This is a genomic window from Microcoleus sp. Pol11C2, assembly GCF_036701505.1.
Lineage (GTDB): Bacteria > Cyanobacteriota > Cyanobacteriia > Cyanobacteriales > Microcoleaceae > Microcoleus.
In genome coordinates, this window is record NZ_JAUBQX010000012.1 from 95,047 (window position 1) to 120,523 (window position 25,477).

The 25,477-nt window shown below is 45.0% G+C and carries 26 protein-coding genes, 1 tRNA gene and 1 pseudogene; 12 read left to right on the forward strand and 16 right to left on the reverse strand.

Annotated features, from left to right (window positions below; translation table 11 throughout):
• Nucleotides 1-23 precede the first annotated feature (23 nt).
• The 7 genes from mutT to QUA42_RS10110 form a co-directional block, all read right to left on the reverse strand.
• Nucleotides 24-428, reverse strand: coding sequence for an 8-oxo-dGTP diphosphatase MutT (gene mutT / locus QUA42_RS10080; RefSeq protein WP_333137169.1), 405 nt, complete (start codon nt 426-428; stop codon nt 24-26).
• A 216-nt stretch (nt 429-644) separates the two neighbouring features.
• The gene (locus QUA42_RS10085; protein ID WP_015174476.1) at nt 645-986 is read right to left on the reverse strand and encodes a DUF760 domain-containing protein; all 342 of its coding nucleotides are present in this window, start codon (nt 984-986) and stop codon (nt 645-647) included.
• 221 nt (nt 987-1,207) lie between these two features.
• Nucleotides 1,208-2,167 (reverse strand): RNA polymerase sigma factor, RpoD/SigA family, encoded by a 960-nt coding sequence (locus tag QUA42_RS10090; protein WP_333137170.1) that lies wholly within the window; start codon nt 2,165-2,167, stop codon nt 1,208-1,210.
• A gap of 541 nt (nt 2,168-2,708) precedes the next feature.
• Nucleotides 2,709-3,485 (reverse strand): RNA methyltransferase, encoded by a 777-nt coding sequence (locus tag QUA42_RS10095; protein ID WP_333137171.1) that lies wholly within the window; start codon nt 3,483-3,485, stop codon nt 2,709-2,711.
• Nucleotides 3,486-3,558: 73 nt separating this feature from the next.
• Nucleotides 3,559-3,640 (reverse strand) — tRNA-Leu (locus QUA42_RS10100).
• Between the two features lie 263 nt (nt 3,641-3,903).
• On the reverse strand, nt 3,904-4,992 hold the full coding sequence (gene ald / locus QUA42_RS10105; protein WP_333137172.1) for an alanine dehydrogenase: 1,089 nt from the start codon (nt 4,990-4,992) through the stop codon (nt 3,904-3,906).
• Nucleotides 4,993-5,283: 291 nt separating this feature from the next.
• On the reverse strand, nt 5,284-5,406 hold the full coding sequence (locus QUA42_RS10110; protein ID WP_333137173.1) for a hypothetical protein: 123 nt from the start codon (nt 5,404-5,406) through the stop codon (nt 5,284-5,286).
• Nucleotides 5,407-5,736: 330 nt separating this feature from the next.
• On the opposite strand from QUA42_RS10110, the gene QUA42_RS10115 reads away from it, so the two are divergent.
• From QUA42_RS10115 to QUA42_RS10130, 4 genes are all read left to right on the forward strand, one after another.
• On the forward strand, nt 5,737-7,275 hold the full coding sequence (locus tag QUA42_RS10115) for a DEAD/DEAH box helicase family protein (protein WP_333137174.1): 1,539 nt from the start codon (nt 5,737-5,739) through the stop codon (nt 7,273-7,275).
• Between the two features lie 240 nt (nt 7,276-7,515).
• Complete coding sequence (locus QUA42_RS10120; RefSeq protein ID WP_333137175.1) at nt 7,516-7,977, forward strand: DUF3598 family protein; 462 nt, start codon at nt 7,516-7,518, stop codon at nt 7,975-7,977.
• Nucleotides 7,978-7,992: 15 nt separating this feature from the next.
• Nucleotides 7,993-9,207 carry a DUF790 family protein gene (locus QUA42_RS10125; protein WP_333137176.1) on the forward strand — a complete coding sequence of 405 codons (1,215 nt, stop codon included), beginning with the start codon at nt 7,993-7,995 and terminating at the stop codon, nt 9,205-9,207.
• Between the two features lie 346 nt (nt 9,208-9,553).
• The gene (locus QUA42_RS10130; protein WP_333137177.1) at nt 9,554-10,273 is read left to right on the forward strand and encodes a DUF2786 domain-containing protein; all 720 of its coding nucleotides are present in this window, start codon (nt 9,554-9,556) and stop codon (nt 10,271-10,273) included.
• A gap of 91 nt (nt 10,274-10,364) precedes the next feature.
• Here QUA42_RS10130 and QUA42_RS10135 read toward each other — a convergent pair whose 3' ends face one another.
• Both QUA42_RS10135 and QUA42_RS10140 read right to left on the reverse strand, forming a co-directional pair.
• Nucleotides 10,365-12,248, reverse strand: coding sequence for a tetratricopeptide repeat protein (locus QUA42_RS10135; RefSeq protein ID WP_333137178.1), 1,884 nt, complete (start codon nt 12,246-12,248; stop codon nt 10,365-10,367).
• Between the two features lie 9 nt (nt 12,249-12,257).
• The gene (locus QUA42_RS10140; protein ID WP_333137179.1) at nt 12,258-13,652 is read right to left on the reverse strand and encodes an NB-ARC domain-containing protein; all 1,395 of its coding nucleotides are present in this window, start codon (nt 13,650-13,652) and stop codon (nt 12,258-12,260) included.
• A gap of 211 nt (nt 13,653-13,863) precedes the next feature.
• Here QUA42_RS10140 and QUA42_RS10145 point away from each other — a divergent pair, with 211 nt between their 5' ends.
• Nucleotides 13,864-14,019 (forward strand): hypothetical protein, encoded by a 156-nt coding sequence (locus QUA42_RS10145; RefSeq protein WP_333137180.1) that lies wholly within the window; start codon nt 13,864-13,866, stop codon nt 14,017-14,019.
• Between the two features lie 139 nt (nt 14,020-14,158).
• On the opposite strand, the gene QUA42_RS10150 is transcribed toward QUA42_RS10145, so the two are convergent.
• A complete protein-coding gene (locus QUA42_RS10150) occupies nt 14,159-14,719 on the reverse strand; it encodes a Uma2 family endonuclease (RefSeq protein ID WP_333137181.1) in 561 nt (186 codons plus the stop codon).
• Between the two features lie 30 nt (nt 14,720-14,749).
• Between QUA42_RS10150 and QUA42_RS10155 the strand changes: the two genes are divergently transcribed.
• On the forward strand, nt 14,750-14,914 hold the full coding sequence (locus tag QUA42_RS10155; RefSeq protein ID WP_333137182.1) for a hypothetical protein: 165 nt from the start codon (nt 14,750-14,752) through the stop codon (nt 14,912-14,914).
• Nucleotides 14,915-14,948: 34 nt separating this feature from the next.
• Here the strand turns inward: QUA42_RS10155 and QUA42_RS10160 are convergent, their stop codons facing one another.
• The 4 genes from QUA42_RS10160 to QUA42_RS10175 form a co-directional block, all read right to left on the reverse strand.
• On the reverse strand, nt 14,949-15,665 hold the full coding sequence (locus QUA42_RS10160; RefSeq protein WP_333137183.1) for a GUN4 N-terminal ARM-like repeat domain-containing protein: 717 nt from the start codon (nt 15,663-15,665) through the stop codon (nt 14,949-14,951).
• Between the two features lie 23 nt (nt 15,666-15,688).
• Complete coding sequence (locus QUA42_RS10165) at nt 15,689-15,853, reverse strand: hypothetical protein (RefSeq protein WP_333137184.1); 165 nt, start codon at nt 15,851-15,853, stop codon at nt 15,689-15,691.
• Between the two features lie 44 nt (nt 15,854-15,897).
• Complete coding sequence (locus tag QUA42_RS10170; protein ID WP_333137185.1) at nt 15,898-16,470, reverse strand: hypothetical protein; 573 nt, start codon at nt 16,468-16,470, stop codon at nt 15,898-15,900.
• Nucleotides 16,471-16,742: 272 nt separating this feature from the next.
• A complete protein-coding gene (locus tag QUA42_RS10175; protein ID WP_333137186.1) occupies nt 16,743-16,955 on the reverse strand; it encodes a hypothetical protein in 213 nt (70 codons plus the stop codon).
• A gap of 972 nt (nt 16,956-17,927) precedes the next feature.
• On the opposite strand from QUA42_RS10175, the gene QUA42_RS10180 reads away from it, so the two are divergent.
• From QUA42_RS10180 to aroF, 6 genes are all read left to right on the forward strand, one after another.
• A complete protein-coding gene (locus QUA42_RS10180; RefSeq protein WP_333137187.1) occupies nt 17,928-20,564 on the forward strand; it encodes an AAA-like domain-containing protein in 2,637 nt (878 codons plus the stop codon).
• 76 nt (nt 20,565-20,640) lie between these two features.
• A complete protein-coding gene (locus tag QUA42_RS10185; RefSeq protein WP_333137188.1) occupies nt 20,641-20,877 on the forward strand; it encodes a hypothetical protein in 237 nt (78 codons plus the stop codon).
• 18 nt (nt 20,878-20,895) lie between these two features.
• Nucleotides 20,896-21,519, forward strand: a complete 624-nt coding sequence (gene ruvA, locus QUA42_RS10190) for a Holliday junction branch migration protein RuvA (RefSeq protein WP_333137189.1) — start codon at nt 20,896-20,898, stop codon at nt 21,517-21,519.
• A 150-nt stretch (nt 21,520-21,669) separates the two neighbouring features.
• Entirely contained in the window at nt 21,670-21,939 is a 270-nt protein-coding gene (gene rpsO / locus QUA42_RS10195) for a 30S ribosomal protein S15 (protein WP_333037652.1), read from the forward strand.
• A 95-nt stretch (nt 21,940-22,034) separates the two neighbouring features.
• A complete protein-coding gene (locus QUA42_RS10200) occupies nt 22,035-22,508 on the forward strand; it encodes a PAM68 family protein (protein WP_333137190.1) in 474 nt (157 codons plus the stop codon).
• A gap of 192 nt (nt 22,509-22,700) precedes the next feature.
• Entirely contained in the window at nt 22,701-23,762 is a 1,062-nt protein-coding gene (gene aroF / locus QUA42_RS10205; protein ID WP_333137191.1) for a 3-deoxy-7-phosphoheptulonate synthase, read from the forward strand.
• A 493-nt stretch (nt 23,763-24,255) separates the two neighbouring features.
• Here aroF and QUA42_RS10210 read toward each other — a convergent pair whose 3' ends face one another.
• Together QUA42_RS10210 and QUA42_RS10215 are read right to left on the reverse strand one after the other, a co-directional pair.
• The gene (locus QUA42_RS10210; RefSeq protein WP_333137192.1) at nt 24,256-24,849 is read right to left on the reverse strand and encodes a hypothetical protein; all 594 of its coding nucleotides are present in this window, start codon (nt 24,847-24,849) and stop codon (nt 24,256-24,258) included.
• Between the two features lie 222 nt (nt 24,850-25,071).
• Nucleotides 25,072-25,323, reverse strand: a pseudogene (locus QUA42_RS10215) (IS630-like element ISMae26 family transposase); the annotation flags it as partial.
• Between the last annotated feature and the right edge of the window lie 154 nt (nt 25,324-25,477).

Genomic DNA, 25,477 nt, shown 5'->3' on the forward strand with positions numbered 1-25,477 from the left:
GCAACCGAATTTTATATTACAGTTCAACTTTTCCGCAGTGCAGCAATAATCTGTGCGTTTGCCTTGGGAAAAGTAAATTGGTCAATTTCGTCGAGTGTCACCCAGCGAATTTCATCGCATTCGATCGTTTGCGGTTCCCCGCTGACGTGGCGGCAGTGGTGCACGTATAGTCTAACTGTAAATTTAGTGTAGTCGTGGTCAATTGTAATCAAGCGATCGCCAACTTCTACGACAATCCCCAACTCCTCCATAATTTCCCGTTTTATGCAAGCTTCGATTGTTTCCCCAGGCTCTATTTTTCCGCCCGGAAACTCCCAGAAACCCCCGTGCAGTCCATGTTGTCGGCGCTTGTCAATCAAAATTTGTTTGCGATCATTCCAGATTGCAGCAACGCCGATAACTTTGTGGGCAAAAGGAGGAAGAGACATATTAATTGGGTATTGGGTATTGGGTATTGGGTATTGAGAATTTAAGAATAATATCAATAATTATTCAATTATTTAATCTAAAACCTAAAATCTCAAATCTCAAACCTAAAATCTCAAATCTAAAATCTCAAATCTAAAATCTAAAATCTAAAATATTAAGCCCCCATCTTGCGAGGGGGGGCTTGACACTTGGATCACTTAAATGTTAAGAATCTACTAATCGTCCGAGCCATGTCTCTCACTGGCTTGTATCGACTTTTCAAAAGTCATTCGCTGTTCGGCATTTTTGAGAAAATAACCGCTAATCATAGCCGAGGCGAGCAATCTACCCAAATGTTCGCGACTGGTAGTCACTGTCACCCCGAAGTGTTCCGAAGGCAAATTCCCCAAAAGTCCAACAATATTTCGCTCCATTACTTGAAACACTTCGTGAGAAGTCGGCTTAGACAACTGAGAAACTGTGTCGGGAGCCATCGACTGCACGTATTGCCATAATAAGTTGGTATTTTCTCCGTCTTCTTCAAAGAATTCTGGGGATTTATTAGATGAGTTGCTCACGAGTACCTCCGTTTCAGACACAGCTTGTTATGTTAGACGCGGGCCCTTAAATTAAATAACCCTTATCTGATGGCTGCTGATCTTTATTACTAAGTAATTACTAATGTAGCAGGACAGTCATAGCAACCAAGTGGGCACAACCGAATTAAAAGCGGCGGTTTTTACGATTTTAGATTGGGGATTGCAAGTGGGGGGAACCCGATCGCCAATCCCCAATCTACCTAGCTGGCTAGATAATCGTTGATATCTTGCTTGCGCTTGCGGAGTTTGGTTAAAGCTTCCCGTTCTATTTGCCGCACTCGTTCCCGACTGATGTTGAGACGATCGCCTATTTTTGCCAAAGTTAAGGTTTGCCCGTCTTCTAAACCGAACCGCAAGGCGAGCACTTCTCGCTGTTGCTGAGTCAGTTCCGCCATTAGGTGATCTAAGTCAGTCCGCAGGGAAGATTGCAGGGCAAAATCTTCTGGCGTAGTACCCGTATCTTCCAACAAATCGCCCAACTCTGTATCTTGATTGTCTCCCACGCGCAAGTCCAGGGAAAGTGGCAAGCGCGCGCGATCGAGATATTCGCGAATCTGTTTGGGAGTCAATTCTAGCTCTGATGCCAATTCAGCAGCCGTGGCCGCGCGACCGAGCTGTTGAGCAAGTTGGCGCTGAGCCTTTTTAATTTTGTTGAGCTTTTCGGTGATGTGGATCGGTAAGCGGATGGTGCGACCTTTTTCGGCGATGGCCCGAGTAATGGCCTGACGAATCCACCAATAAGCATAAGTAGAAAATCTGTAGCCCTTAGTGGGGTCAAATTTTTCTACTCCCCGCTGCATCCCGATCGTGCCTTCCTGAATTAGATCCAGTAAATCTACGTTGCGCTTGATATATTTTTTGGCAACAGAGACTACCAGGCGGAGATTCGCTTCCACCATTTGGCGTTTTGCCCTTTCCCCGTGCTCGATCGTCCGCTGCAACTGTGCCTCAGACAGCCCAACTGCCTGTGCCCATTCAGCCGCCGTCGGGTCGCGGCCTAACTCTTCGGCTAAAATATCTTTCTCCTGATGCAGTGCGGTTGAGCGCTGTACCTGTTTCCCGTAGAGTATTTCTTGCTCATGGGTCAACAAGGGAACGCGGCCGATTTCCCGCAAGTAAGCGCGAACAGAATCTGTATCTGAGGACTTAAGAGTTTTCATGAGCTTTTCCCGCTGAGGATCTGTGCCTCTAAAGGTTTGCGGTAGTCGCAAACCCCTAGCTTTAGCTGGGAAGGAAAGCGGGCGGGGACTTGCGCTTTCCTTCCATTTAAAGAGGCTTAATTTTATGGTAGCTAGCTACTACTCCCAGTCAGCACCGTCTCAGGTTAGGTTTTGGTTGGGGCGTGCACAATACTACGTTATGTTAAGAATCTTAACATTTGTGAGAGCACTTGGCTACACTTCTTCATATTTATTTCATACCAGCCTGGACTGTTGATACGAGAGTACCCGCTTTCCTGGCTTTACAGTTTGCATCAATATAAACAACATCCGCCACATCTCAGAGGGGTAGATTGGTAGAGGGGGAGATGGGGGGAATGGGGAGAGGGGGAGATGGGAGGGAATTTGATCCTTTTGGCACAGTGCAAGAAAAAAATACAAAAAATACAATTTAAATGCCCAACAGCTTTTCAATACCCTGAATATGAAGTTACAGATATTGATGAACCCGCCCCAACAGATAATGACTAATGACTAATAACTAATGACTTCTTTGCCGTTGAGCTTCGTACAAGATGAGGGCTCCGGCGATCGACACATTTAAAGATTCTACGCCACGACTCAGGGGGATTTGGATTTGTCGATCGGCCAAACTCCTCAATTCTTCCGACAAACCAGAGCCTTCGTTGCCCAAAACTATCAGAGTCGGCACTCGCAAATCTACTTCCCAATAACTTAAACTGGCCCCGGCGACGGTTGCTAAAATTTGCATTCCTTGATTTTTATACCCGGAGACTTCGGCGGTTAAATCTGGACTGACTGCCATTGGCAGTTTAAACCAAGCTCCTGCGGAGGCTCGCAGCACCTTTGGATGGTCTAAATCGGCGCTGTCTGCGCTCAACAGCAAACCGTCAGCATTAGCAGCCGCAGCCGTGCGGACGATCGCCCCCAAGTTGCCGGGATCTTGGATTGTTTCTAGGGCTATTCCTAAAGTTGACAATTTTGCGGGTTCTGTTGCGGTGCGGGGTGCGGTGGCGACAATGCCGTCGGGTTGGACTGTAGTGGCGATCGACTCTAATACTTTTGCACTTACTAATTCTGTGCGATCGGCTAAATTACCAACTTGCTGCCAAAGTTCCCCGTGCTGATCCAGCCATTCGGGAGTGCAGCAAACCGTTGCTAGCGGGTATTTGGCAGCGCAAGCTTCTTCGAGTAAGTGCGTCCCTTCGAGTAAAAATAATTGTTGTTCCCTGCGTCCCTTCGAGCTGTGCAGCTTGCGAATTTCTTTAACTAGGGGGTTTTGAATACTTGTCAGCATTGTTTAATTCAGCAGAGCGAATGGGGTTATTGCCTGTATCGGGTTAACCCCAAACTTCCTTCTGCCTTGGGAATGCGGAACCCGGGACTTGAACCCGGAAGGCTTGCACCACATGAACCTGAATCATGCGCGTCTACCAATTCCGCCAGTTCCGCATCGGTCACGAATTAATACTTTGCCATAAGTTCGCGAATCTGTCAAGTGTTTTAGGGAATTTATTTTTTTGTGAGCTGCGAGTAATATTTTGCACAAATTACGGTTCGGGTTGAGAAATGCTTTAGTTTCGAGGATTTACTGTTAGCCAAACATCGCAAAACGCTGTGTAGTTGAGTAGGGTGCGTCAGATCGCGTCGGGTTATTAATAATCCACAAGCTTTGATCTGACGCACCCTAGGGGATTTGCTTAAACAAGGGGAATCTAATCGGCCAAATCGGGGAAAACCTCGCGCACGGCCGGATGCACCAATCGGTGATTCTGCACGTTCAATCCCTTCGCCAAACTCGGATTCATTTCCAAAGCTTTAATCCCGTTATTTGCCAACTGCAAAACATAAGGCAAAGTGCTGTTATTCAAAGCTTGAGTCGCAGTCCAAGGCACAGCACCGGGCATATTCGGCACGCCGTAATGCACGACTCCTTCCTCAACATAAGTAGGATTTGTGTGTGAAGTTACCCGCAAAGTTTCCACGCAGCCGCCTTGGTCAACGGCTACGTCAACAATCACAGAACCGGGGTGCATCTTGGCAACAAATTCGCGAGAAACCAGCACCGGAGCTTTTTTACCTAAGACCAAAACCGCGCCGATTAACAAATCAGCATCGGGAACAACTGCTTCAATTTGCAAAGGACTGCTGTAGAGGTATTCTACTCTGGAACCGAATACAGTTTCCAAGTAAGCTAAGCGATCGACATTTACGTCTAATATCTGCACTCTCGCGCCCATTCCTACAGCAATTCTGGCTGCTTCTGTGCCGACAATGCCACCGCCCAAAATCACAACTTTACCCGGTCTTACGCCCGGTACACCGCCCAAAAGTACGCCCCGACCACCTTGCTGTCGTTCCAGAAACCGAGCTCCGAACTGCACGGACAAACGCCCTGCAATAATGCTCATCGGCGTCAGCAGCGGCAATTTTCTGTCCGGGAGTTCGACGGTTTCGTAGGCGATAGCCTGGACTCCGCTGCTGATTAAATGCTCGGTTAATGTGCGATCGGCCGCCAAGTGCAAATATGTAAACAGCAACTGCTCTTTTTCAATCAGGGGATACTCAGCAGGCAGCGGTTCTTTAACTTTAACAATTAGTTCGCGATTCCAGACATCTGAAGCCTTTAAGACAATCTTAGCCCCTGCTTCAACGTAGTCCTCGTCCGCGAAACCGGCCCCAGCACCAGCATTCGTTTCCACGAAAACTACGTGACCTTTGTCCGAACAAGCCCGGACACTTGTGGGACTGAGCCCGACTCGAAACTCTAAATCCTTGATTTCCTTGGGGACGCCTATTTCCATCTATAACCTCTAATCTAAGCCCTACCTCGACTCTAGCTTAGAAATAATCCGATCGGCATCATGTTTTACAATACCATTTTAGATGTTTGATTTTGAACCCCCCGTTTACAGCCCCCGACTTTTCCAATAAGTCTGGCTTCTAGAGGAATTTGGAGATACTAGATTTGGAAATCATGCTGTGCGGGCGAACATTTTTTTAATTTTCAGCCACTGCGATCGCACTTTCCCAAATAGATCATTTCCCACAAGGTCGATCGTATTTTTAGCTCGCTCTAATTCTAACATTAGTTGTTAGATCTGAAGCTGCAAGCTCTCTAATTCTGAGTGAGCTTCTTGCAAATTAACCCGCACTTCCTTTTCGCCGGTGTTTTTTACTATCGCAATATCGCGATAGCCGAGAGACTGAAGTGCCAAAAATACTATTTCCCTGTTATTTGCTCAAAATTCATTGACCGCTCTCGCCACACCGTAAGGTAAGATTTCGCATACTGACCAATTCATGCAGTCATTAAAAATCAACACCCCGGCCGCTTGCACTGCGGATGTTTTTCTATCTATTCCAGGAGTTGGCTTATATTTTTGAATGTAAAATTATATTCTAACCTTCAAGCGATCGCGCGTCTATTTCTATTTTGCCGAAGTCTAATAGACTTTATTAAAAAATTAGCCTAAAGAAAGTCTGCTGTCAATATATTCGATCGGTCATTTATAATTTAACAGCAGCGACTCAGGTCTCTAAAAAAAATGCCACGGATACCTACTTTAACATTCGATCGCGGAACTCTATTGCTGCACCCGCCGCCCAAAGGCAGAGACTGGGTGGACTTTGCCACTTGGGACGATCGCGTGGAAAAATTCCGCATTCGAGCGATTCACTACCGCCCGCTGGTAGAATGCCTCCAAGCCGAGTGCATTCACTTCACCGACGAAGCTAGGGCATACGAACTACTCGAACTCGTACCCAGCGTGGAAATGCAGCCTTACCCACATCAAGAACAAGCCCTCGTAGCTTGGCAGGAAGCAGGAAGCCAAGGAGTAGTTGTCCTCCCCACCGCTTCCGGCAAAACTTATCTGGCACAATTAGCCATGCAAGTCACTGGTCGCAGTACATTAATTGTAGTACCAACTCTCGATTTAATGCACCAGTGGTACGCTAATTTAAAAGCAGCTTTCCCGGATATCGAAATCGGATTGTTGGGCGGAGGTTCGCGAGACAAAACGCCAATTTTAGTGGCAACCTACGACAGTGCAAGTATTCATGCAGAAACCTTGGGCAATAAATACGGTTTGCTAGTTTTTGACGAATGCCACCATTTGCCAACTGACTTTTATCGAGTAATTTCCGAATATGCGATCGCGCCTTTTAAACTCGGACTGACAGCTACACCCGATCGCACAGATAACCGCCACAGCGATTTGCATTTTCTGATCGGCCCGACAGTATTTAGCAAAAGACCAGAAGATTTGGCAGGCGATGCTTTAGCAAACCATAAAATAGTTCAAATCATGGTAAAACTGTCAAAAGAAGAGGGAGATCGCTACGCCGAATTAATCAACATTCGCAACGACTTCTTAAAACAGTCTAACATCAGAATATCCAGCCTGGATGGTTGGAAACAGTTTATCATGGCAAGCGCGCGATCGCCCCTGGGACGGCGTGCCATGCTAGCCCACCGCCAAGCCAAAGAAATCGCCCTTTGTACCGAAGGCAAACTGCGAATCTTAGCTCAAATACTAGCAGAACACTCTCCCCAGCGCACCCTAATTTTCACCGGAGACAACGCCACAGTTTACCGAATTTCCCAAGAATTTCTCATCCCCACAATTACCCACCAAACCCCAGTCAAAGAACGCCACGAAATCCTCGATAAATTTCGCAGCGGCGAATACAAAACCCTCGTCGCCTCCCACGTCCTCAACGAAGGAGTGGACGTTCCCGACGCCCGAATTGCTATTATACTGTCAGGTACGGGCAGCGAACGCGAATACATTCAGCGATTGGGTCGAGTTCTCCGCAAAAGCAGCGATGTAAATAAGTTAGCAATTCTCTACGAAGTCGTCACCGAAGACACCAGCGAAGAAAGAACTTCTCAGCGCCGCCGAGGAGGAATGCAGCCTCACAAACCCCAACCACAAACACAAATAGAACCGCCAAAGCCAGAATATCAGAAATTAGAAACTGTCAAACCGACACCGATTTACGGAGTCAACCGAGAGATAACCAAAAAAGCAGCAGAATCACCCGCAAAATGGGGAGAAGACAATGATGAAATTCCCTGGTAGCAAGCTTAAACAACTTAGTTGTGGGATGGGAAGTCTTAGCGAAAGGATGGTTATATAATTAAAGCAATCCTATGTCTATTTAAAATCTAAAATCTATTTACGGAGTCAACCGGGAGGCGACGAAAAAAGCAGCCGAATCCCCAGCAGAATGGGGAGAAGACAATGATAATTCCCAGGAATATTGAAGATTGACCAATTCAGGGTATAATCTTAATATTAATTAATTTACATTACGTGAAAATGACCGAAACTGCACAACTAAGTAACTTTAAAGTCTTCCCCAAACATACAGGAGTTTGGGAGGGAGACTGGACAATCCTCGATGCCGACTGCAAAGAAACCCGGCGTTTTATAGCAGTGGTGACCCAGAAAATAGTTGACAACCAATGGAGGCAAACTAACCTTCAAACTTATGCCAATGGCAAGAGTGAAACCCAAAATTTTGTGGGTCATGTTGTCGGTGAAGGGCAAGTTCAAATTGAAGGTCTCGACTCGGTTTTTTCCAACTACAATACACTAGCGACAGAAGTTGGAGATGAATTGATAATTTTTCAAGTATGGGACAAAGCAACTGGCTTTATGAGGGCGGTTGAAACAATCCATCTTGTCAGTTACGATCGGCGAATTCGGACTACCCAAAGCTTGACAGAAGAGGGAAAACTTAGGGGGGTTATGGTGATTGTTGAACGAAGAATTGAGTAAAACTTTTCACTGCTTATGTTACCAACTGATTTATTAAGTCACCGCCAAAACGGAGAATCAATTATTCCTCTCCGCCTCAAGATAGATGCTAAAAACTTAGAAGCAGCGACAGAAATGATCTACTGCTTCCAAGAGTCGATCGGCAAAACCCAAGGCGAACTCGACGGACGCTTGCTAGAATTAGAAGGCGACAGCCCGGATTATCGGCTGAAACGGGGATTAGCGCACCTGCTGAAAGGCGGTTTCTGCACCTTAGAAGTCATCAGTCCCCTAGAACCATCAGAGTTGAGACAGCGGGTTTTTGCCTTGTCTGCGCGATCGACTCCCAGCCCTCAATCCACCCAATTAACCCTGGAAAAAGTAGCAACTGAACTCAGCCAAGAGTTAAACAGAGAAGTTTTACCCAGCGAAATCACTACAGGTTTATACGCCGATTTAAACGAAAACAAAATCCTCACTGAGTTTAATGCACCAACACCCGAAAACTTGCTTCACAAATACAATCTTTCTCAAGTTCAAGGCATATTTTACCGAGCAAGTCAAGTCCAATTAACCGCCCACCGCAACGATCCAGGAGAATACAAACTCTTATTTCGCTATCTGAAACTATTTCAATTAATGACTTACATCGAAGGCGATGCAGACCACGGTTTTACACTGACAATAGACGGCCCTACAAGCTTATTCAAACCCAGCACCCGCTACGGCTTAGCCCTCGCGAAAATGCTGCCCGCACTGCTGCACGTCACCAAATGGAGTATGCACTCGACACTGCACACAAAAGACCCTTTTAGTGGCGTTTTGAAAACAGGTAAATTCACCCTCAATTCCGACTGCGGTTTAGTCAGCCACTATCCCCCTGGCAAGCCTTATGATAGTATGTTAGAAGCCGCATTTGCGGAAAGATGGAATTCCACAAAAACCGAGTGGCAACTAGAGCGAGAAGTTGATTTAATTCCCATTCCTGGTAGTGTGATGATTCCCGACTTTCGGTTGGTGCATCCCGACGGGCGAGTATTTTTATTAGAAATAGTTGGCTATTGGCGACCGGAGTATTTGCAAAAGAAATTTGCACAAGTACAGAAGTCTGAATGCGATAACTTGATTTTAGCTATTTCCGAACGGCTGAATTTAGAAAAAGCCGGGGTGAATGTAAAAGATGTGCCAGCAAAAGTAGTCTGGTTTAAAGATAAATTGTTACCCAAATCAGTCCTGGAAGTCCTCGAATAGTAAGTTATTCTGCATTTAAAATTAACTTTTAGGGCGCGGCTCAAAGCCCACCCCACAAGAGTTTACAGAAAAATAAGTCTACTGTTTTGTTTCTCTCTCTGCGCCCTCTGCGCCCTCTGCGGTTCAAAAAAAGCCTCTTATATAAATTAAATTCTCCTGAAAAAACATCGCACATTGCACGCTATACTAAAATGGGAATTTACCAGAAAGAATTGGTTTAAAGCCTCTCCCTTGTAGGGAGAAATTAAAAGAAGACTATTCATTACTCCAATCCTCTTCCTTCCAGGTAGAGGTCGCTATCCCAGGTCAACTGTCAACTGAATCTCACCCTAAAACCGATTGAAAAATGGCAGACACAAGTATTGTCGAAAGAATCAAAAAGCTTTTAGCCCTCGCCACCTCATCCAATGAAAACGAATCGACTGCGGCGGCAGAAAAAGCTTCCCTTTTACTGGCACAGTACAATCTCAGCCTCGCGGATTTAGGGCCAAATCACCAAGAAGAGATTGACGAAAACTCAGTTGAAACAACATCTAAGTTTGTCACTTGGAAAATGATGCTGCTTTCGGGAATTGCCGACGCTAACGGGTGCGAGGCCATGCGAAATACTTATACGGGCAGTATGTTTTTGGTGGGAACTTCTACAAACCTGATTGTTTGCAAACACCTGTACGAGTATTTGAGTTCTGCGATTGAAAAAAGGGCTAAATACCGCAAAGGGAACGGGAGGGGATTGGCGTATCTGAATGCTTTTCGCATTGGATGCGCGACGAGGTTGAGACAAAGATTGTTGGAACAAAAACAGGAGATGGAAGAGTCGGGGATTCCGGGTTCGGGGGATGCGGCGGCGACTCCAGGGATTGTAGTGCGATCGATGTTTGAGAAAAATCAACAGGCGATCGCGGATTATCTAGAGGGCCGAGGGGTTAAAATTAGAACGAGAACAGATTCTCAAGTCAGCAGCGAGGCGGGTTTTAATTCCGGGTATGAAGTGGGCGACAAAATTAGTTTGCACAAGCAAGTGCAGCAGCAAGGGGATATGAAACAACTTAATGAATGTCTTTGAGTTCTGGATAGTAATTGATGGATAATCAAAAGAGGGGTAAAATTAAAGCAAATTACAAATTAGGTCAGTTGGCGTACTGAAAACTTGAGTATCATGCACCTTGATCCTGACTATTTTTAAGAGTTTGGAAAACTTCCCACAAGATAAAGGTAACAATTACGCTGAGGAAAAATGCAGCCAATCCCCAAATTATCACTGATAGAATAACAGAAAATATTCCTATTAAGGCTAAGGTCAATAATAATCCAATAAATATTGGTATAACCAACCAATGTTTAAATGCCAGTCGAATTAAAGATTTAAATAACTTGGAATATCTTTGGTCTTCTAAATACAAAAAAACCAATTTAATCAGTATTAGTATCTCTCGTTTATCTTCCCCCAGTTCCTGGGCAATTGGTAATGTCTGCTCGTATAACTCAATAGCTTGTGGTTTATATCCTAGTTTTAAATTGGTAGAGCCTAAATGAGCCAATGCTACCATTTCCATGTCACGAGTGCCTGTTGTTTGTGCCAATAATATAATCTGCTCGTAACAACTTTTTGCTTTTATGTAATCTTCTTGCTGAGAGTAAATACCTCCCACGCTAACCAGAGCCAAGATTTCGGCTTCACTGTTATTGATTTCACTTAGAAGAATTAATATTAGCTGATAATACTCTATAGCTTTAGGATAGCTTTTAAGTTCCTTATAAGCTTCTGCAATACACAATAATACAGCTATTTCTCCCTGGTTGCCCATCTGTCGCACAATTGGTAAAGCCTGCTGATAGCACTCAATTGCTTTGATATAATCTTTTAAAGCTATGTAAGTTCTTCCCAAACCAAACAATGCCAAAAACTCTCCTTCAATGTCACTTTTTATTGGTCGCGCTATGCTCAAGCTTTGCTGGTAAAAGTTAATAGCTCGATCGTAATCCCCTTGTAGGTAATAAATCCATCCCAAATCTGCTAGTGCCTGTCTCTGACCCAATGGGTCTTGTCTTTCTTTTGCTCTTGATAAATGCTGATTGTGACACTCAACCGCATTAGTATAATCTTTGAGACGACGGTAAACTGCACCCACATTCATAAAAGACTTTTCCACACCTTTACTGTATTGAATGTCTTGCATAAGATTCAAGCTTTTCAGCAGGCATTGCATAGCTGTAGCATATTCTTTACGAGAGCGGTAAACCACTCCTAAACCTCCTAATGCGGCTCCTTCAAGTTGGCGATCGGAAATTTCGTGTGCAATGAGTAAACCTTGCTTTAAATACTCTATTGCTTGAGTAGAGTTACCCTGGATATGGTAAAGACCGCCCAAATTTGTTAGCGCCATGCCTTCCATACGACGGTCTGGGATTTGCCGTGCAATAGCTAAACTAGCCTGATAGCAATTCATTGTTTTGGAAAACTTTCTTTGAGATAAATAAGTATTTCCGAGACTTACCAAAACTATTCCTTCTAGATGGCGGTCTTGAGTTTCCAGTGCAATACTCAAGGCTTGCTGATTGTATTCAATCGCTATTTCATAGTTTCCTAAACCTTGATACGCATTGCCCAGACCATTTAAAAAACTAGAATTTTTTCTACAGGTTAACTTATGTAAAATCCGACTATAAACTTCAATTTGTTGTAAATAGTATCCCCAATTACCCAATTGATTGTGTAAATTTTGATTGGTTGGTGTATCTAAAGAAGTAAAAAGGATTTCACTAGCTCTTTCCCAGTCTTCCACTTCGCAGAGATGGTGAAATGCTTCCAAGTATCCCCGAACTTTCTCAAGATTGGAAGCATCCGGCTTCAGTTTGTACCTCGTCAGCCAATTTTTAACCGCTCTGTACTGAGCGCGTTTACAAGGGGGCAGTTCCCTAAACTCCGGTGTTGCTAGATCAATTCCCAGATTAGCCAGCATCCACTCTCCCGGTGGCGTGATGTCAACATCCAAACCATTTTGACTTTTAAAATCAAATTCAGCAAAATCACTCTTCATATTGTCCACTTAGCTCACTGTCAAATTTTTCAAATGCTCTAATGCTACACTGCGAATTAAATTGTGCTGTCGCAAGTGTACCTCATCGTCAATTAATTCTTCTTCTACCAAAAAGCGATCGCGCAACGCATCCAAAGCTAACTCTTGCTTTTCTTCATCACAATCCCAATCTTCCAAATGACTCAGCCAAAACTTCTCCGGTACTCTACAGCGATACACCGAAGCTTCGCACAGCAATCGATAGGCATTCAAAACATCTTTTTTCAATCTCTCAAACGTCTTTTCTAGCCGGAAACGCACATTTTTTCGCAGTTCGCGAGTATATCGCTCCAGTCGCCAGTCGTCATCTGCTGATGCGGTTATTCCTTTGGTCTTAGCTTCCTCAATTGCCTTCTCCACTTCTTCAATTTCATGCCCGTATTTATTCCAATAAGCCGCCACGTTGCCATAAAAAGGCTGACTGCCAATTTCCCCAGCAATCACCCGCAAAGCCAATGGATGCCCTTCATAAGCAGCCCCGATTCGTTCTAAATAAGGTTTGTTTGGTGAATCTATTTCAGCCTCTAGTCCAGTTTTCTCGAACAAGTCTAACTGTTCTGATGCTGTCAGTCCCCTCAATTCTTGACAATCCCAGAAATTTTTATAACGAGCCGGAATTTGCTCTGGCAAATCCTGCGATGTTACGATGATACGACTTTGGCAAGATTCTACTGCCAAAACACTCTCAAAAAATTTTGCCCACCACTCATCCTGAAAACCATTCCAGCCTGTTTCTTCATTTCCTTTTAAAATCAGTTCCAGAGAATCTATCAGCACCAAATACCGATTTTCTCGCAATCGCTTGACCAATCGATTCAGCAACCGCTGTGTATCTTTGCGATCATCTGGCGTAATGCGTTCTCCCCACTTTTCCAACCATCGAATCGCCACACTAGCAAAATCAGAAGCTTGCTGTTGATTTTCCAAATTCTCCTGATGAAACTTACGACCGTCGTCTTGCAAATCCACCGCCAATCTTTCAGCTAAAGCGGTTTTACCAATTCCCGCAATGCCCAGAAGAATTAACAGGCGACACGAACCCTGAACCTTATGGGCGAGTTGACTAATCATGTCTTTTCGACCCACCCAAGCATCGTCACAAGCAAAAAACTCTGCTCTCGAATCAGTCTGAGACAAGGGACTCTTATCAATAATATCTTCCCAGTTATCCACTTCTACAGCCTTGCAAATCTTGACAAAAACCTCCTGCCCAATAGGAATCCGCCGCCAAAACCGCTTTAAAACTGATTCTGAAGTTTGGGCCTCGCCGCACCAGCGACGAGCGTGTTTGTTCAAGCCTTTCTTTCTCCTGGCCCGATCGACTATTTCCAACCCAGATTCAGATGCTCTTAGACTAGCTGCCATGCTAAATTTTTAACCTTCATTAACCATATTTAACTTATAACATCTGCCAATTTGTGGCCCGGCTCAATTTTGGCTCACTTTTGGATACAGCGGCAGAAGTGCGTTGAAATTGAGCCGTCAAGCCTTTGCTGTTCAAGGAATATAGAGATGGGAAGCAAGTTAGGCGATATCGACCTCTTCCCAATTCTCACCTCAACTAGGGATTAAAAAAATGCAGGACTACAAACAATTGACATTGGCTGATGAAGTGAGCGCACAACTTCAAAAATTACTCTCTGAACCATCCCGCAGCATCGAACAAGCAGAAAAATCACGCCTAAAAATTCGCGCACTTCTGGAGTTGCAAGAATTATTTAAGCTTGTGTGAAAAAACTCTGTTTTACTCATATAAAAATATGAGTGGTTTCAGGAAACCGCTATCAGCAAAAGTTGCAATCGATAAAATTAGTCGCGTTTCCAGCTTAGGGAATGCGACTTTTTTGTTGCCCAAAAAAGAGCTATCGCCCTCAATCAATCAATTCCGCTTCTTCAAAAATCTGTCTAGTCGTCAACTCCAAACCAGGCAGCAACTCATCCAAAATTACTGTATTATCCGTATAAACTTGACTCGAACCATCGGGGAAAAAGGTTCTTATTAAAATAGCTTCTGGATCAATTACCCAAACTCGCGGAACACCCGCCGCCAAATAATCTTTCGCTTTCTCTTCAAATTCCTTCATACTTTGATCGGGAGAGATAATCTCAATCACCAGTTCCGGAATTGCGGGACAAGCTTGATTCCGTCGATAACTCAGCGGTAAACGCTCATAAGAAATATACAGTAAATCTGGTACAGGAGCCCAGTTTCGATCCTGACGCTTTAATAGAACCGCTAATTCTGGAAATACTCTACCTTTTCCCCGACTCCATAGACGCAATAGGAAATTTAAAGCTCCCTGTAAACTGGAATGAAAAATTTTTGGAGACACTTTAGGAACTGCTTGACCATCTACAAACTCATAATATACATCTCCCTCGGGCAAAGCTAGAAATTCTTCTAAAGTGAGTTGGGTTCCGATGCCTACCATGACTCCTAGCCCTCTCGCTAATTAATTGATATGTCTATTATACAAAATTTCCCAACTTTCCTAGAAGTGCGATCGCCCTTCTCCCTCTATGCCAAAAGTGGAACAGGCGTCCCGCCTGTGAATTTCTGTGAATTTCTGCGCCTCAAAAATCAAAATCCCAATTCCCCAAAAACAATAGCAGGGCCGGCCATCTAGCCCGCCCCAGCTTCCCCAAAAGCCCCAAAACCATTCACTTCAACCAGGCAGGATGAGCCATCAAAGCCGCAAACGGCTGCACTCCTCGCAACTGATTTGACAGCGGCAAATGCCCTCTCGGCGCGCTCAAATCCCAGATAAACTCTTGCGGGTAGCGCGTCCAATTATTCCCCTTTTTCCAGCCAATTAGCGGCCACAATTTATCCCAATTCTTGCCAGAACTCAGCCAAATTTCCCGCTGCACCGAAAAGCCAAATTTACCTTCAGAATGAACTTTCCACAGCGTATTAATTGTTTGCAAATCCACCACCGGCAAACTCTCAACTTGCGTAAAATACAGCCACTTTCTCACGGAAGCTGTATCACCAGCCAATTCACAAAGCTTGTCTAAAGTCAAGCGATCGGCTTCTTGAAATTCCTGTAACGCCAATAATTGTTGCAGCGGAGTGTAATCAACGTTAGAGTCCGATCGCAGCGGCACAACCCCACTTGGAAAATTTGCTTGCAAAAACTCCCTCGCTCTCGGAGAATTAGCACTATAAAGAATTTGGTAAGCCTTACCCATTACCGCAGTCGGTGCATCTGACTTGCGCTCTAATAAAAATTCCATCAATACATCCCAACCGGAATCTGCTATTTGTTGTTGCAGCAGTTGCAGTTGAGTTTTTTCCGAACCAGACCTCAACTGAGAGCGGAGTTCGGCTGTATCGGCCGCCGAGTCTAGAGGAGAAGTAGAAATCGAGTCAGTCATGAGAAACTATCAGCTATCAGCTATCAGCTATCAGCGATTAGCTGAAGCCCTGGTTTTCCCCCATTGTACAATGGTACTGACTCCGATTCACTTCTCTGTACTCGGATGCCTGCGCGCCACGCCGCCTCATTTAGCCGATCGCCCCCACCCTCTTCGCCAATGGCAGCAATAGCAAATAAGTCTACCATCTGAAATTTACGATCGATGCCATGTCAAAGAGTTTTTCTTGAACCTAGTCGTCCACGATCGAAACCCATGCAGAGAAGGAAGGCGGAAAAAAGTTTATGTCATATTCCGAGTCTTCCCACTCTTTGACCCAAAGAGGCACGGCGCCGGGGCGAGGAGTTGCAGAAAAGGTGCGTTCTTTGACTTCGATCGAGTGAAATAGCTGTTTTAAAGTATCTCCCCGATCCAAAGCTTCGCTGAGGATGTCGTCCAAGTCAGGATCGACCCGTTTGACGCGGTTTTTGTCCTCCTCCAGCCACAGAAGTTTCAAAGACTTCAGATCTCTCGGACTGAGGATGCTCTTGTAGTACACGCGTTTAAGGGTCGCTACGGGTTCCAATGAGCGTTCGATCCGGCGAATTTGCTGAACTCGCAGGTAGTGCCATTCCGCTAAACGCTTGCGTTCCGAAGGCGGGAGGGTTCCCTTCCCTGCTGCGTGTTTGTAGTCGTATTTAATCAAACTGCAAGCCATATTGGCTAGCAGGTGAATCAACTGTTTTTCTTTGGGTGTCGCCTGACGCCGTTCCTGGGTTCGTGTCAATACGCGCTGTCTGCGGGTAGTTTCGAGAGTATTTTCCATTGGGTTTTTACGATATCAAATACGATTGTGCCAGATCCAAATCCCGAACATCAGAAGGTAAGGAAGTTGATAGGCGGGGAAACTCCACCGACAGACTCGCCTTACCTATTTATTTTCCCATTCACCGTTCTCTGAAACTGACCCCCACCCCCGGGATTAGGTAGACTGATATTGGGATCGAGTTTTAACCGCCTCGATCAGAAGCGGTGGGGACAACAAGCACCACAACTACAACCACAACCGCATCAGAGCGAACCACACTATAGCGCCCCTTATTTCCTGCCTTTACTACCCGTTTTTACCTCTTCTTGGTCCCCATCCTCATTCGTTCCAGTGTAGTTAAAGTCGGGACGACTCTCCCAAGCCGTCAAACTGCTGGCTGATGAATGTTGTGGGGCGATCGCTGAAGCGCTGGCGCTGCCTGCCTGGAAAAAGCCGAAGCCAGCCGAGGCAATTACCCCTAATACTAAGATGCTGTTTTTCATGTTCGATGACCCTGATTTCCGTAGATTGACACTTTTTGGCTAACCCGATCTGTCAGAAATGGGTTGATGCAATAGCCCACTTGTCTTCTGATAAATCTGCCTGCCATAATCAATTCAGACAGGCACACCCGCTTGCGATCGGAAACGCCGGAAGTGACGTGTTACTAACGTCCACGATCATCCACCAACCAGATTTTTTTGGGTAGTGGAGCGAAAGCCATCAGGGCGTCGATCCATCAGGGAGTTAAGCCATCAGGGTGCTAATCCATCGGGTAGTTAAGCCATCAGGGCGCATCTTCTACAATTAGCCACAGCCTTAACTTTTATAGTTGAGTAAGTGGTTAGCCTGGTACTGACAAAGCCTTTAAGAATTAAACTTTTTGTGGATGCATCCTGAAAAGTTTGTTCTTAGGAATCCCCGAACGCGAAAGCCCGGGGAAGGTCAGCAGCATGGAATTCCATGCAATCTAAGTCAAATAAAAAAACGCAGATTAACGATATCTCCCACTCAAGCAGTCCTCAGCAAAACGCTGGGGTTTTTTATTGGCAGCCATTGCGAGCGCGTTTTTCTCCGGCATCCGGCAGGCGGAGCTGAAGGCAGAAGGTTGACGGCGCTGTGGTTATGAGTTTCCCTGCCCACATCATACCATCGGGTGAAATTTAAAGTATTATTGTAAAAAAATGTGAAAGAAAGGGCGTTTTAGCGTTTTCAATCCGATCAAGTGAAAATTAATCTAATTATTTATGTGAAGGAGTGTAAAAAATCAAGTGGCGGGGTACAATTGGGCCGATCGTAGGATTGGCGGCGAACCCTTGCAAAGATACGGTAAAGATTGACAAGGAGAAAGCTGAGCTAGTAGACAATAGAGAAAGAGGAACAAAAATTTTCCACCATAGTAAGCTGGCAATAATTGCAATTTGTAACCTTTCGAGTACACAGCATAGGGGCGCAGCATCTTGATGAATTCCCAGATGACAGCAGAAGTCAACTCAACGTACCAATATCAAGTCGGAGGATATTTGCCTGCCGGTGCGCCCACCTATGTCAGGCGATCGGCAGACAGCGAACTCTACGAAGGACTCAAAGCCGGAGACTTCTGCTACGTGTTGAGTTCGCCACAAATGGGCAAGTCCAGCCTGCTAGTGCAAACGGCCAAAAGGTTGCAAGCCGAAGGTACAGTTTTTGCCGCCATCAACTTGAGAAGCATCAGCAGCTCAAATATCTCCCCCCAAAAGTGGTATGCCGCAATCATGTACCGCATGGCAAGCAGTTTGCACCTCACAAACAGGTTTGATGCCATCAAGTGGTGGAACGATCGCGAACTGCTGCAGCCGCTGCAGCGATTGGAGATATTTATCGAAAAAGTTTTGCTCAAGTCACTTCAGCAAAATCTGGTAATTTTCATAGATGACATTGACAGCATCAGCAGCCTAAATTTCAGTACCAGCGATTTTTTTGCTTTGATCCGGGCTTGTTACTCGAAACGGGCAGAGCAACCGGAATACGATCGCCTGACTTTTGCTGTTATGGGAGTAGCAGCCCCCTCAGAATTGATCCGAGATCCAAGCTGCAACCCTTTTAATATTGGGCGGCAGATTCATTTAAGTCGATTCCAACTGCACGAAAGTTTGCCCCTAGCAAAAGGATTGGCCCTCAAAGCTTTTCGGCCCCAAAAAGTGCTCCAAGAAATATTAGCGTGGACGGGCGGCCAACCATTTCTAACTCAAAAAGTTTGCCAATTGGTACTTGAATACGGGTCTTTCATTGGCAGAAATTCCGAAGCTAAGCAGGTTGAAAAACTGGTAAAACACAGAATTATTAAAAATTGGGAAGAAGAAGACGAACCCCAACATTTGATACCCATACGCGATCGCATTTTCCATAGCCACTGCGACCTCACGCGGCTGTTAACGCTGTACCAGCAAGCTTTGCAACCGCCCCAGCCAACAAACATCGGGGAATCGCAGGGAGTACCAGCAGATTACTCGCCCGAAAAAATCGAATTGCAACTGTCAGGACTGGTTGTTAAATCTCACGGTAAATTAATAGTTTCTAACCTAATTTATCAGTCAGTTTTTAATCGATTTTGGGTAGAAAAGGAGCTGGGAAAATTGGCTCCGTACCGCTCCGCCCTAGCAGCATGGCTGGCTTCAGACCGCGAAGATGAATCGCTGTTATTGACAGGGGAAAGTTTGCAGTCAGCTTTGGATTGGGCTGCGGACAAACAATTAAGCCAAGAACACTATTGGTTCTTGAATCCCGATCGAACTTTGGGGGAAAAACCGACCGTGGTTGTCGCACAAGTTGCAGACAGCAGCGTAGACACAGATGCAGACAGCAGCATCCTCACCCCGCCCTCAGAGAGTGTTCCAATAGGCAGCAACGAACAGAGATTGTACGATCACATTGTCTCCTGCGTGGAAACAGAATCCCCCGCACAGGTGATCGAGCGGTTCCGAAAGCTATTTATCGACGGCATGGGCTATCCCGATCGAGAGATTGAAGCAAGTTTGTATAGTATAGTCTCCGTCAAGCGATCGGATCAGGACTTTAAATATCTCCTCCACCGCTGCTGCTACATCCCGATCAACCGCTGGCAATTGCATTCCCAAAACCAATTTGCGATCGCCAAGTTGGTAGCTTTATTTAAGCAGAATTCTCCCCGATTCGGGATGGAATTTTACATAGTCAAGCGCTTGCAAGAACAAATAATTTTTTTTACTAAGAGTGAAGAATTCCAGACCATAGAGCGCTTAGTAAAAGCCTTAGATAGAGAGGCGGAACAGCAGAAAAAAGATACAGATTCTCCTTTGGGCGAATTGATCTGTCGGTATCCTTATTTGTACGGCCATTCTCTACTGAGCAAGGACAGCATTGAGGAAGACCAACAAACCATCAAACAACTGGCTTTTCAAAGACAGCGGCAATTTGAAACACATTTGTCTCAATATTTGAATTATATGGTTGAGCCGAGAAATACAGAAATAGGAATTGTGCAGCGGGCGCCTAATCCCACACTTTTGAACGATGCAGAACTGCACTTAGCGGTCATGGAATTTGCGGGAAAAGTAGCAGGCGATCGCAGCTACAAAGAAGCGGCTCAATTTTTCCTAAGAGATTCCCGAAAAACTCCATCTTACGGCTCATTTAAAGTGGATTTATATGAATATTTAATATCGTCTATCGAACCAGAATATGGCGGTCGTCAATTTAATGACCGTTTGTACAAACAAATCAAAAATACATTGCGAGAAAATGACTCGGTGAAATTCAATAATCCATTGTTAGTTCGTACTTGCCACCAGTTGTTCAACTTCTTAGTAGTGGAAAATTCCCAACATCCCAGCCACTACGTTTTTTACGATTTAGTGTATAACCTCGGCGCCAGCCGGACAATGGGTTTACTGATGAAACTTGTACTGCTTTCGGGCAAAGTCAAACCAGAGTTGGAAAAGCGATTTTCTATTTTGTTTAATCACTATGAAGGTAAAGCTTCTAATGAAATTATGTGGTTTGTCAAATCGTTGGAAAATTTTAATGTGGCTTTGGTTGTGAATTTTGGTAAGACGGATTTGTCTTTAGTTAAACAGCATCTTATTTTGAATTAAAAAGTTACAAAAGCGCTAGATCAGCGTAATAGCTTAGGATTAATTAAAAAACCTCACAGGAAAACAAATAAAAGCATTGGAAGTCAGAGCAACGATCGACGAAAAAGGTCAATTTATTCTCGATAGACCTTTAACCGCAAAAACTCCGAGTCCCGTGCGAATCCTCGTCCTTTTTCAGGAACCTACAGGTGAATCTGAAGAAGACCCCGAGGATACTTTATCTGTGAAGCGAAGCTACCCCGAAGGGAATCGCGCCAATATCAGCCTCAACGAAATCCGCAACATCATCGCCGACTTTGATGAAAACGAATAGCGGTGTATTATTAACTCTATGATTAGCTATCTCAAAGGCACAGTCGCCGATATCGCCAAAGGCAGCAACCGCGTCATATTGACTCTCGAAGTCAATCAAATCGGCTATGAAATCCAAATTTTGCCCCGCGTGACCGGTCAATTGCCAGCATCCGGCGAAGTCGCCCAAATTTTTACCCACCAGCAAGTTAAGGAAGACCAAATCGTATTGTACGGTTTTGGCAGCGCGGCAGAACGCGATTTGTTTCGGCAGTTAACGAGTGTTAGCGGTGTCGGTGCTCAACTGGCGATCGCACTTCTGGATACTTTAGGATTACAAGATTTAGTCCAGGCCATCGTCGGCGGTAACACCCGCATCCTTGCCAAAACTCCGGGCGTGGGAACAAAAACCGCAGAACGTCTCGCCCTGGAACTCAAAAGCAAACTCTCGGAATGGCGACAGCAAGCAGGTTTGACAACTTCAGTCGCCGCCGGAGTCCCCGCAGCTATTCAAGAAGAAGTCGAGATGATCCTGCTGGCGATGGGATACACTGCGGCTGAAGTCTTGCAAGCGCTGCAAACCCTTAGTCAAGACAGCACTTTATCCGCCAAAGGTAATGCCGATGATTGGATACGTGAGGCGATCGCCTATTTGAGCCGATAATCCCCTACAACATCCAAAAACCGCCAATAAAAACCAAAATTCGGTCGGGCCAACAAACCCATCCCTGGCAAAAATTTTATCGTTATTATGCTTCCCCTGTGATAACATTGGAGATTGTGACAATCGTACAAAAAAAACTAAAATCAATTCATGGCTCTTACACAACAGCGCAAACAAGAAATCATGGGCGACTTCCAAACCCATGAAACCGATACCGGTTCAGCAGATGTCCAAGTCGCCATGCTGACCGATCGCATCACAAAACTCAGCGCCCACCTGAAAATCAACCAAAAAGACTTCGCCTCCCGGCGCGGTTTGATGATGATGATCAGCCGCCGCAAGCGCCTGCTGGCATACATCCAAAGGGAAAATGTCGAGCGCTACAAAGCATTGATTGCCCGTCTAGGGATTCGCGGCTAAACACCAAAGCCAAAATTTGCGACAATATTCTTTAATCTTGGGCAAACACCAAGACTTATTGAAAAATGTTCGAGATTTCAGGTTAGAGATAAAATATGTCCTCCGAACCACCCCGCAAGCGCTTGCCCTTTGAACCGGCAACGAATCGTAAAAAAACGCCTAAAAAGCCCCCAGACCCCCAAGCAAGCGTAGCCTTCGAGTCGGATTCTGCCGACAAGCAGCCCAAAGCTAACAAAACCGGAAAACAGGCGCAATCCATCCCAGAAGTAGTCAGTCAACGCATGATATCTCGCATAGCGGTATTCTGCGGCATACCTACCCTATTGGGAATTTGCACATTTTTTGTAAGCTATTTGGTAGTCAGCAAGGGCTTGTTTGATTTGCCCAACACAGCAGTATTGCTGGTAAGTATGGGCTGTTTTGGTCTAGGCGTTCTGGGATTAAGCTACGGAGTCCTCTCGGCTTCCTGGGATGAAGAAATTTCAGGAAGCACTCTGGGGTGGGAAGAATTTAATACCAATTTTGGACGGATGCGAGAAGCGTGGCGCGCCGCGAAGCCAAAAAGTTAGTCATTAGTCATTAGCTAAAAACTAAGCTGTTAACCATTAGCGAGTTTGTATTTGGGGAGGGAACAAGAACCCGCCCCACAACAATGCTAAAAATACTGATATAAATAGATTCTCGATCGCCATTGCATCTATTTTTCTCAGTGCATCAGAGTCATGATCCGTTTCTAGCCCAACTAAAAAGGCAAAAAAAATATGATTATTGTAATGAAAGCCGGCACTCCAGAAGCCGAGATCGATCGACTAGACGAAGACCTCCGCACTAACTGGGGTTTGATACCAGAAAAAATCGTCGGCCGTTACAAAGTTGTTATGGGTTTGGTAGGCGACACCGCCGAGCTCGAACCCATGCAACTGCGCGAATTGAGCACCTGGATTGAAGAAGTGCTGCGCGTAGAAAAACCCTACAAACGCGCTTCTCTGGAATACCGCCAAGGAGAACCCAGCGAAGTAGCGGTTGCTACTCCTTTAGGAACTGTAATGATCGGCTTGCATCACCCGATCGCGATCGTAGCAGGCCCTTGCTCGGTCGAAAACGAAGAAATGATTGTCGAAACGGCAATGCGCGTCAAAGCTGCTGGAGCTCATTTTCTCCGTGGTGGCGCGTACAAACCGAGAACTTCCCCCTACGCTTTCCAAGGCCACGGCGAGAGTGCTTTGGGATTGCTAGCTGCGGCGCGGGAAGCTAGCGGTTTGGGAATTATTACCGAAGTTATGGATGCGGCCGATTTAAGTGCGATCGTGGAAGTAGCCGACGTCATCCAAGTCGGGGCGAGAAATATGCAGAATTTCTCACTGTTGAAGAAAGTCGGAGCTCAAGACAAACCAATTTTGCTGAAGCGCGGCATCTCCGCTACCATTGAAGAATGGTTGATGGCTGCTGAGTATATCATGGCTTCTGGCAATCCGAACGTGATTTTGTGCGAGCGCGGAATTCGCGGGTATGACAGGCAGTATACGCGGAATACGCTAGATTTGTCGGCGGTGCCAGTATTGCGGACTCTGACTCACTTACCGATTATGGTTGACCCGAGTCACGGCACCGGTTGGGCGCAGTTTGTACCGTCAATGGCCTTTGCTTCGATCGCCTCTGGTACAGATTCGCTGATGATTGAAGTGCACCCGAATCCCAAAAAAGCTTTGTCTGACGGGCCGCAATCTTTAACACCGGATCAGTTCGACAAGTTGATGGAAGAATTGGCGGTGATTGGTAAAGTCATGGGACGTTGGCCGCAGCCCGTGCCAGTTTTGGCATAAAAACAGGCGAAACGCCTAACGTAAAATGCGATCGCGGCAGGGCTGTTTCATTCTCGGGTCCGATCGCCAAAAGTAAAAGCGATCGCGCTATCTGATAAGATTTTTAGCGATCGCTTAACAATCAATATATATGCTGACTCTAATCCCCTTTTGGAAAAAAGTCAATTCCCCACGGAAAAAAATTAGGAAAAAGACACCCATTATCGCTGATATTACTATTAGTTGTTTTGCGACTAATGTTCGGTTATTTTTGATATAAAGATCTAGAAACCTTTGCTAAGTATAACCAAAAACTGATCGTTAAAACTTTTCCTCTAACAATCGACCGAGTCCCATCTTATTCTCAGTAACTAGACAAAATTAATGACATAGTTTTCTCCAAATTATTTCAGGATTTTTTGCACAGATGTAATACCAATTGGGTTTAATAATGGCACAATTATTCAAGCTCCTTGTTGGTTATCGAGATGAGCAAGATGCCTAGAGTCCAATGTCACTGAAAAAGTCTCGATCGCCTAGCCTGTTTACCTTTTAAGATAGAGCGAGGTTCCTGCATTCGGGGATAGGGCTTCGGTCTGTGTTTCAATACCCTAGGTTCGGAACGATCGGCTCGCATCGTGAGTAAATTAGTTGCCACCTGCTCCAACAGAAATTGATGGCATTGTCGTTGTTGGTGTTTTCCTGTAGTTGCCAACAACGTCAATAACTGATTAAACTGCTGTCGAGTTGATTGGAAGGAGAGTTGAAAAGCAGTATGTTCTGACGAAGATACGGCTTGCCACATAATGGTACGTAATAAAGTGTAAGCCAATAAGTGTGTCCAGATATCCTTTCTAACCATTGCCGGAGTTTTAGCTGTTAACATCTCCATTTTCAAAGTTGTTTTAAGATGCCGGAGACTAACTTCAGCAGCAGACCAGCGCCGTCCATATAACTGAGTTAATTTTTGAACAGTGTAGCGCTGGGCATCCAGTAACGTTGTGACTACAATAATACGCTCTTGTCGAAAGCCACGGCGTTGAATTCGCAAGCAGACTTCCCGAACAATGAAATTAGATGGTAATTCCTCAAATTCCTCATTACTCATGTGTTTGGGATACTGTTGGGGCTTATTCCAGACTACTTGATGGTCGCCAATCCCCAACTTCTTACCCCGCCATTAAGTCCGTGTTACGGAGATGATTTTTCCGAAAAACAGCGTCTGCTCCCTGCTGTTTTACCAAAACTAAATCGACATAATTACCGTAAGCTCGATCGGCTAATATTACATCGGAGGGAACTAAGGAATGAAAAATAAATATAGCGTTTACTATATTAATGAGGTACAGTAGCAACAATGAGCAAACCAGTTATGAATATCTTTTTTAGTAACTTGTAGAATAGCATCTGTAATTGCATCAATTAAGTCTAAATAATTTCTGACTTTAAGTTTTCTTAACAAAAATTTCACTTTTGACCAAAAATTTTATATCAGGTAAAAGTCGTGAGAGTAAGGAGATAAATAAATTAACTTTGCTCCTGCCTGTTCTATAAATTCTTTAACCATTTCTCCGCAATGAATTATAGAAAGACCCAAAAGTTATGAGGGAGAAAAACGCTGAAGACTGCACAGAATTAAGTCATCATGATTACCATGTAGAAAAAGAGGTCAAGCCCTCGGTCTATTAGTACGCCTCAGCTTCATCCCTCTCAGGACTTCCACTTAACGCCTATCA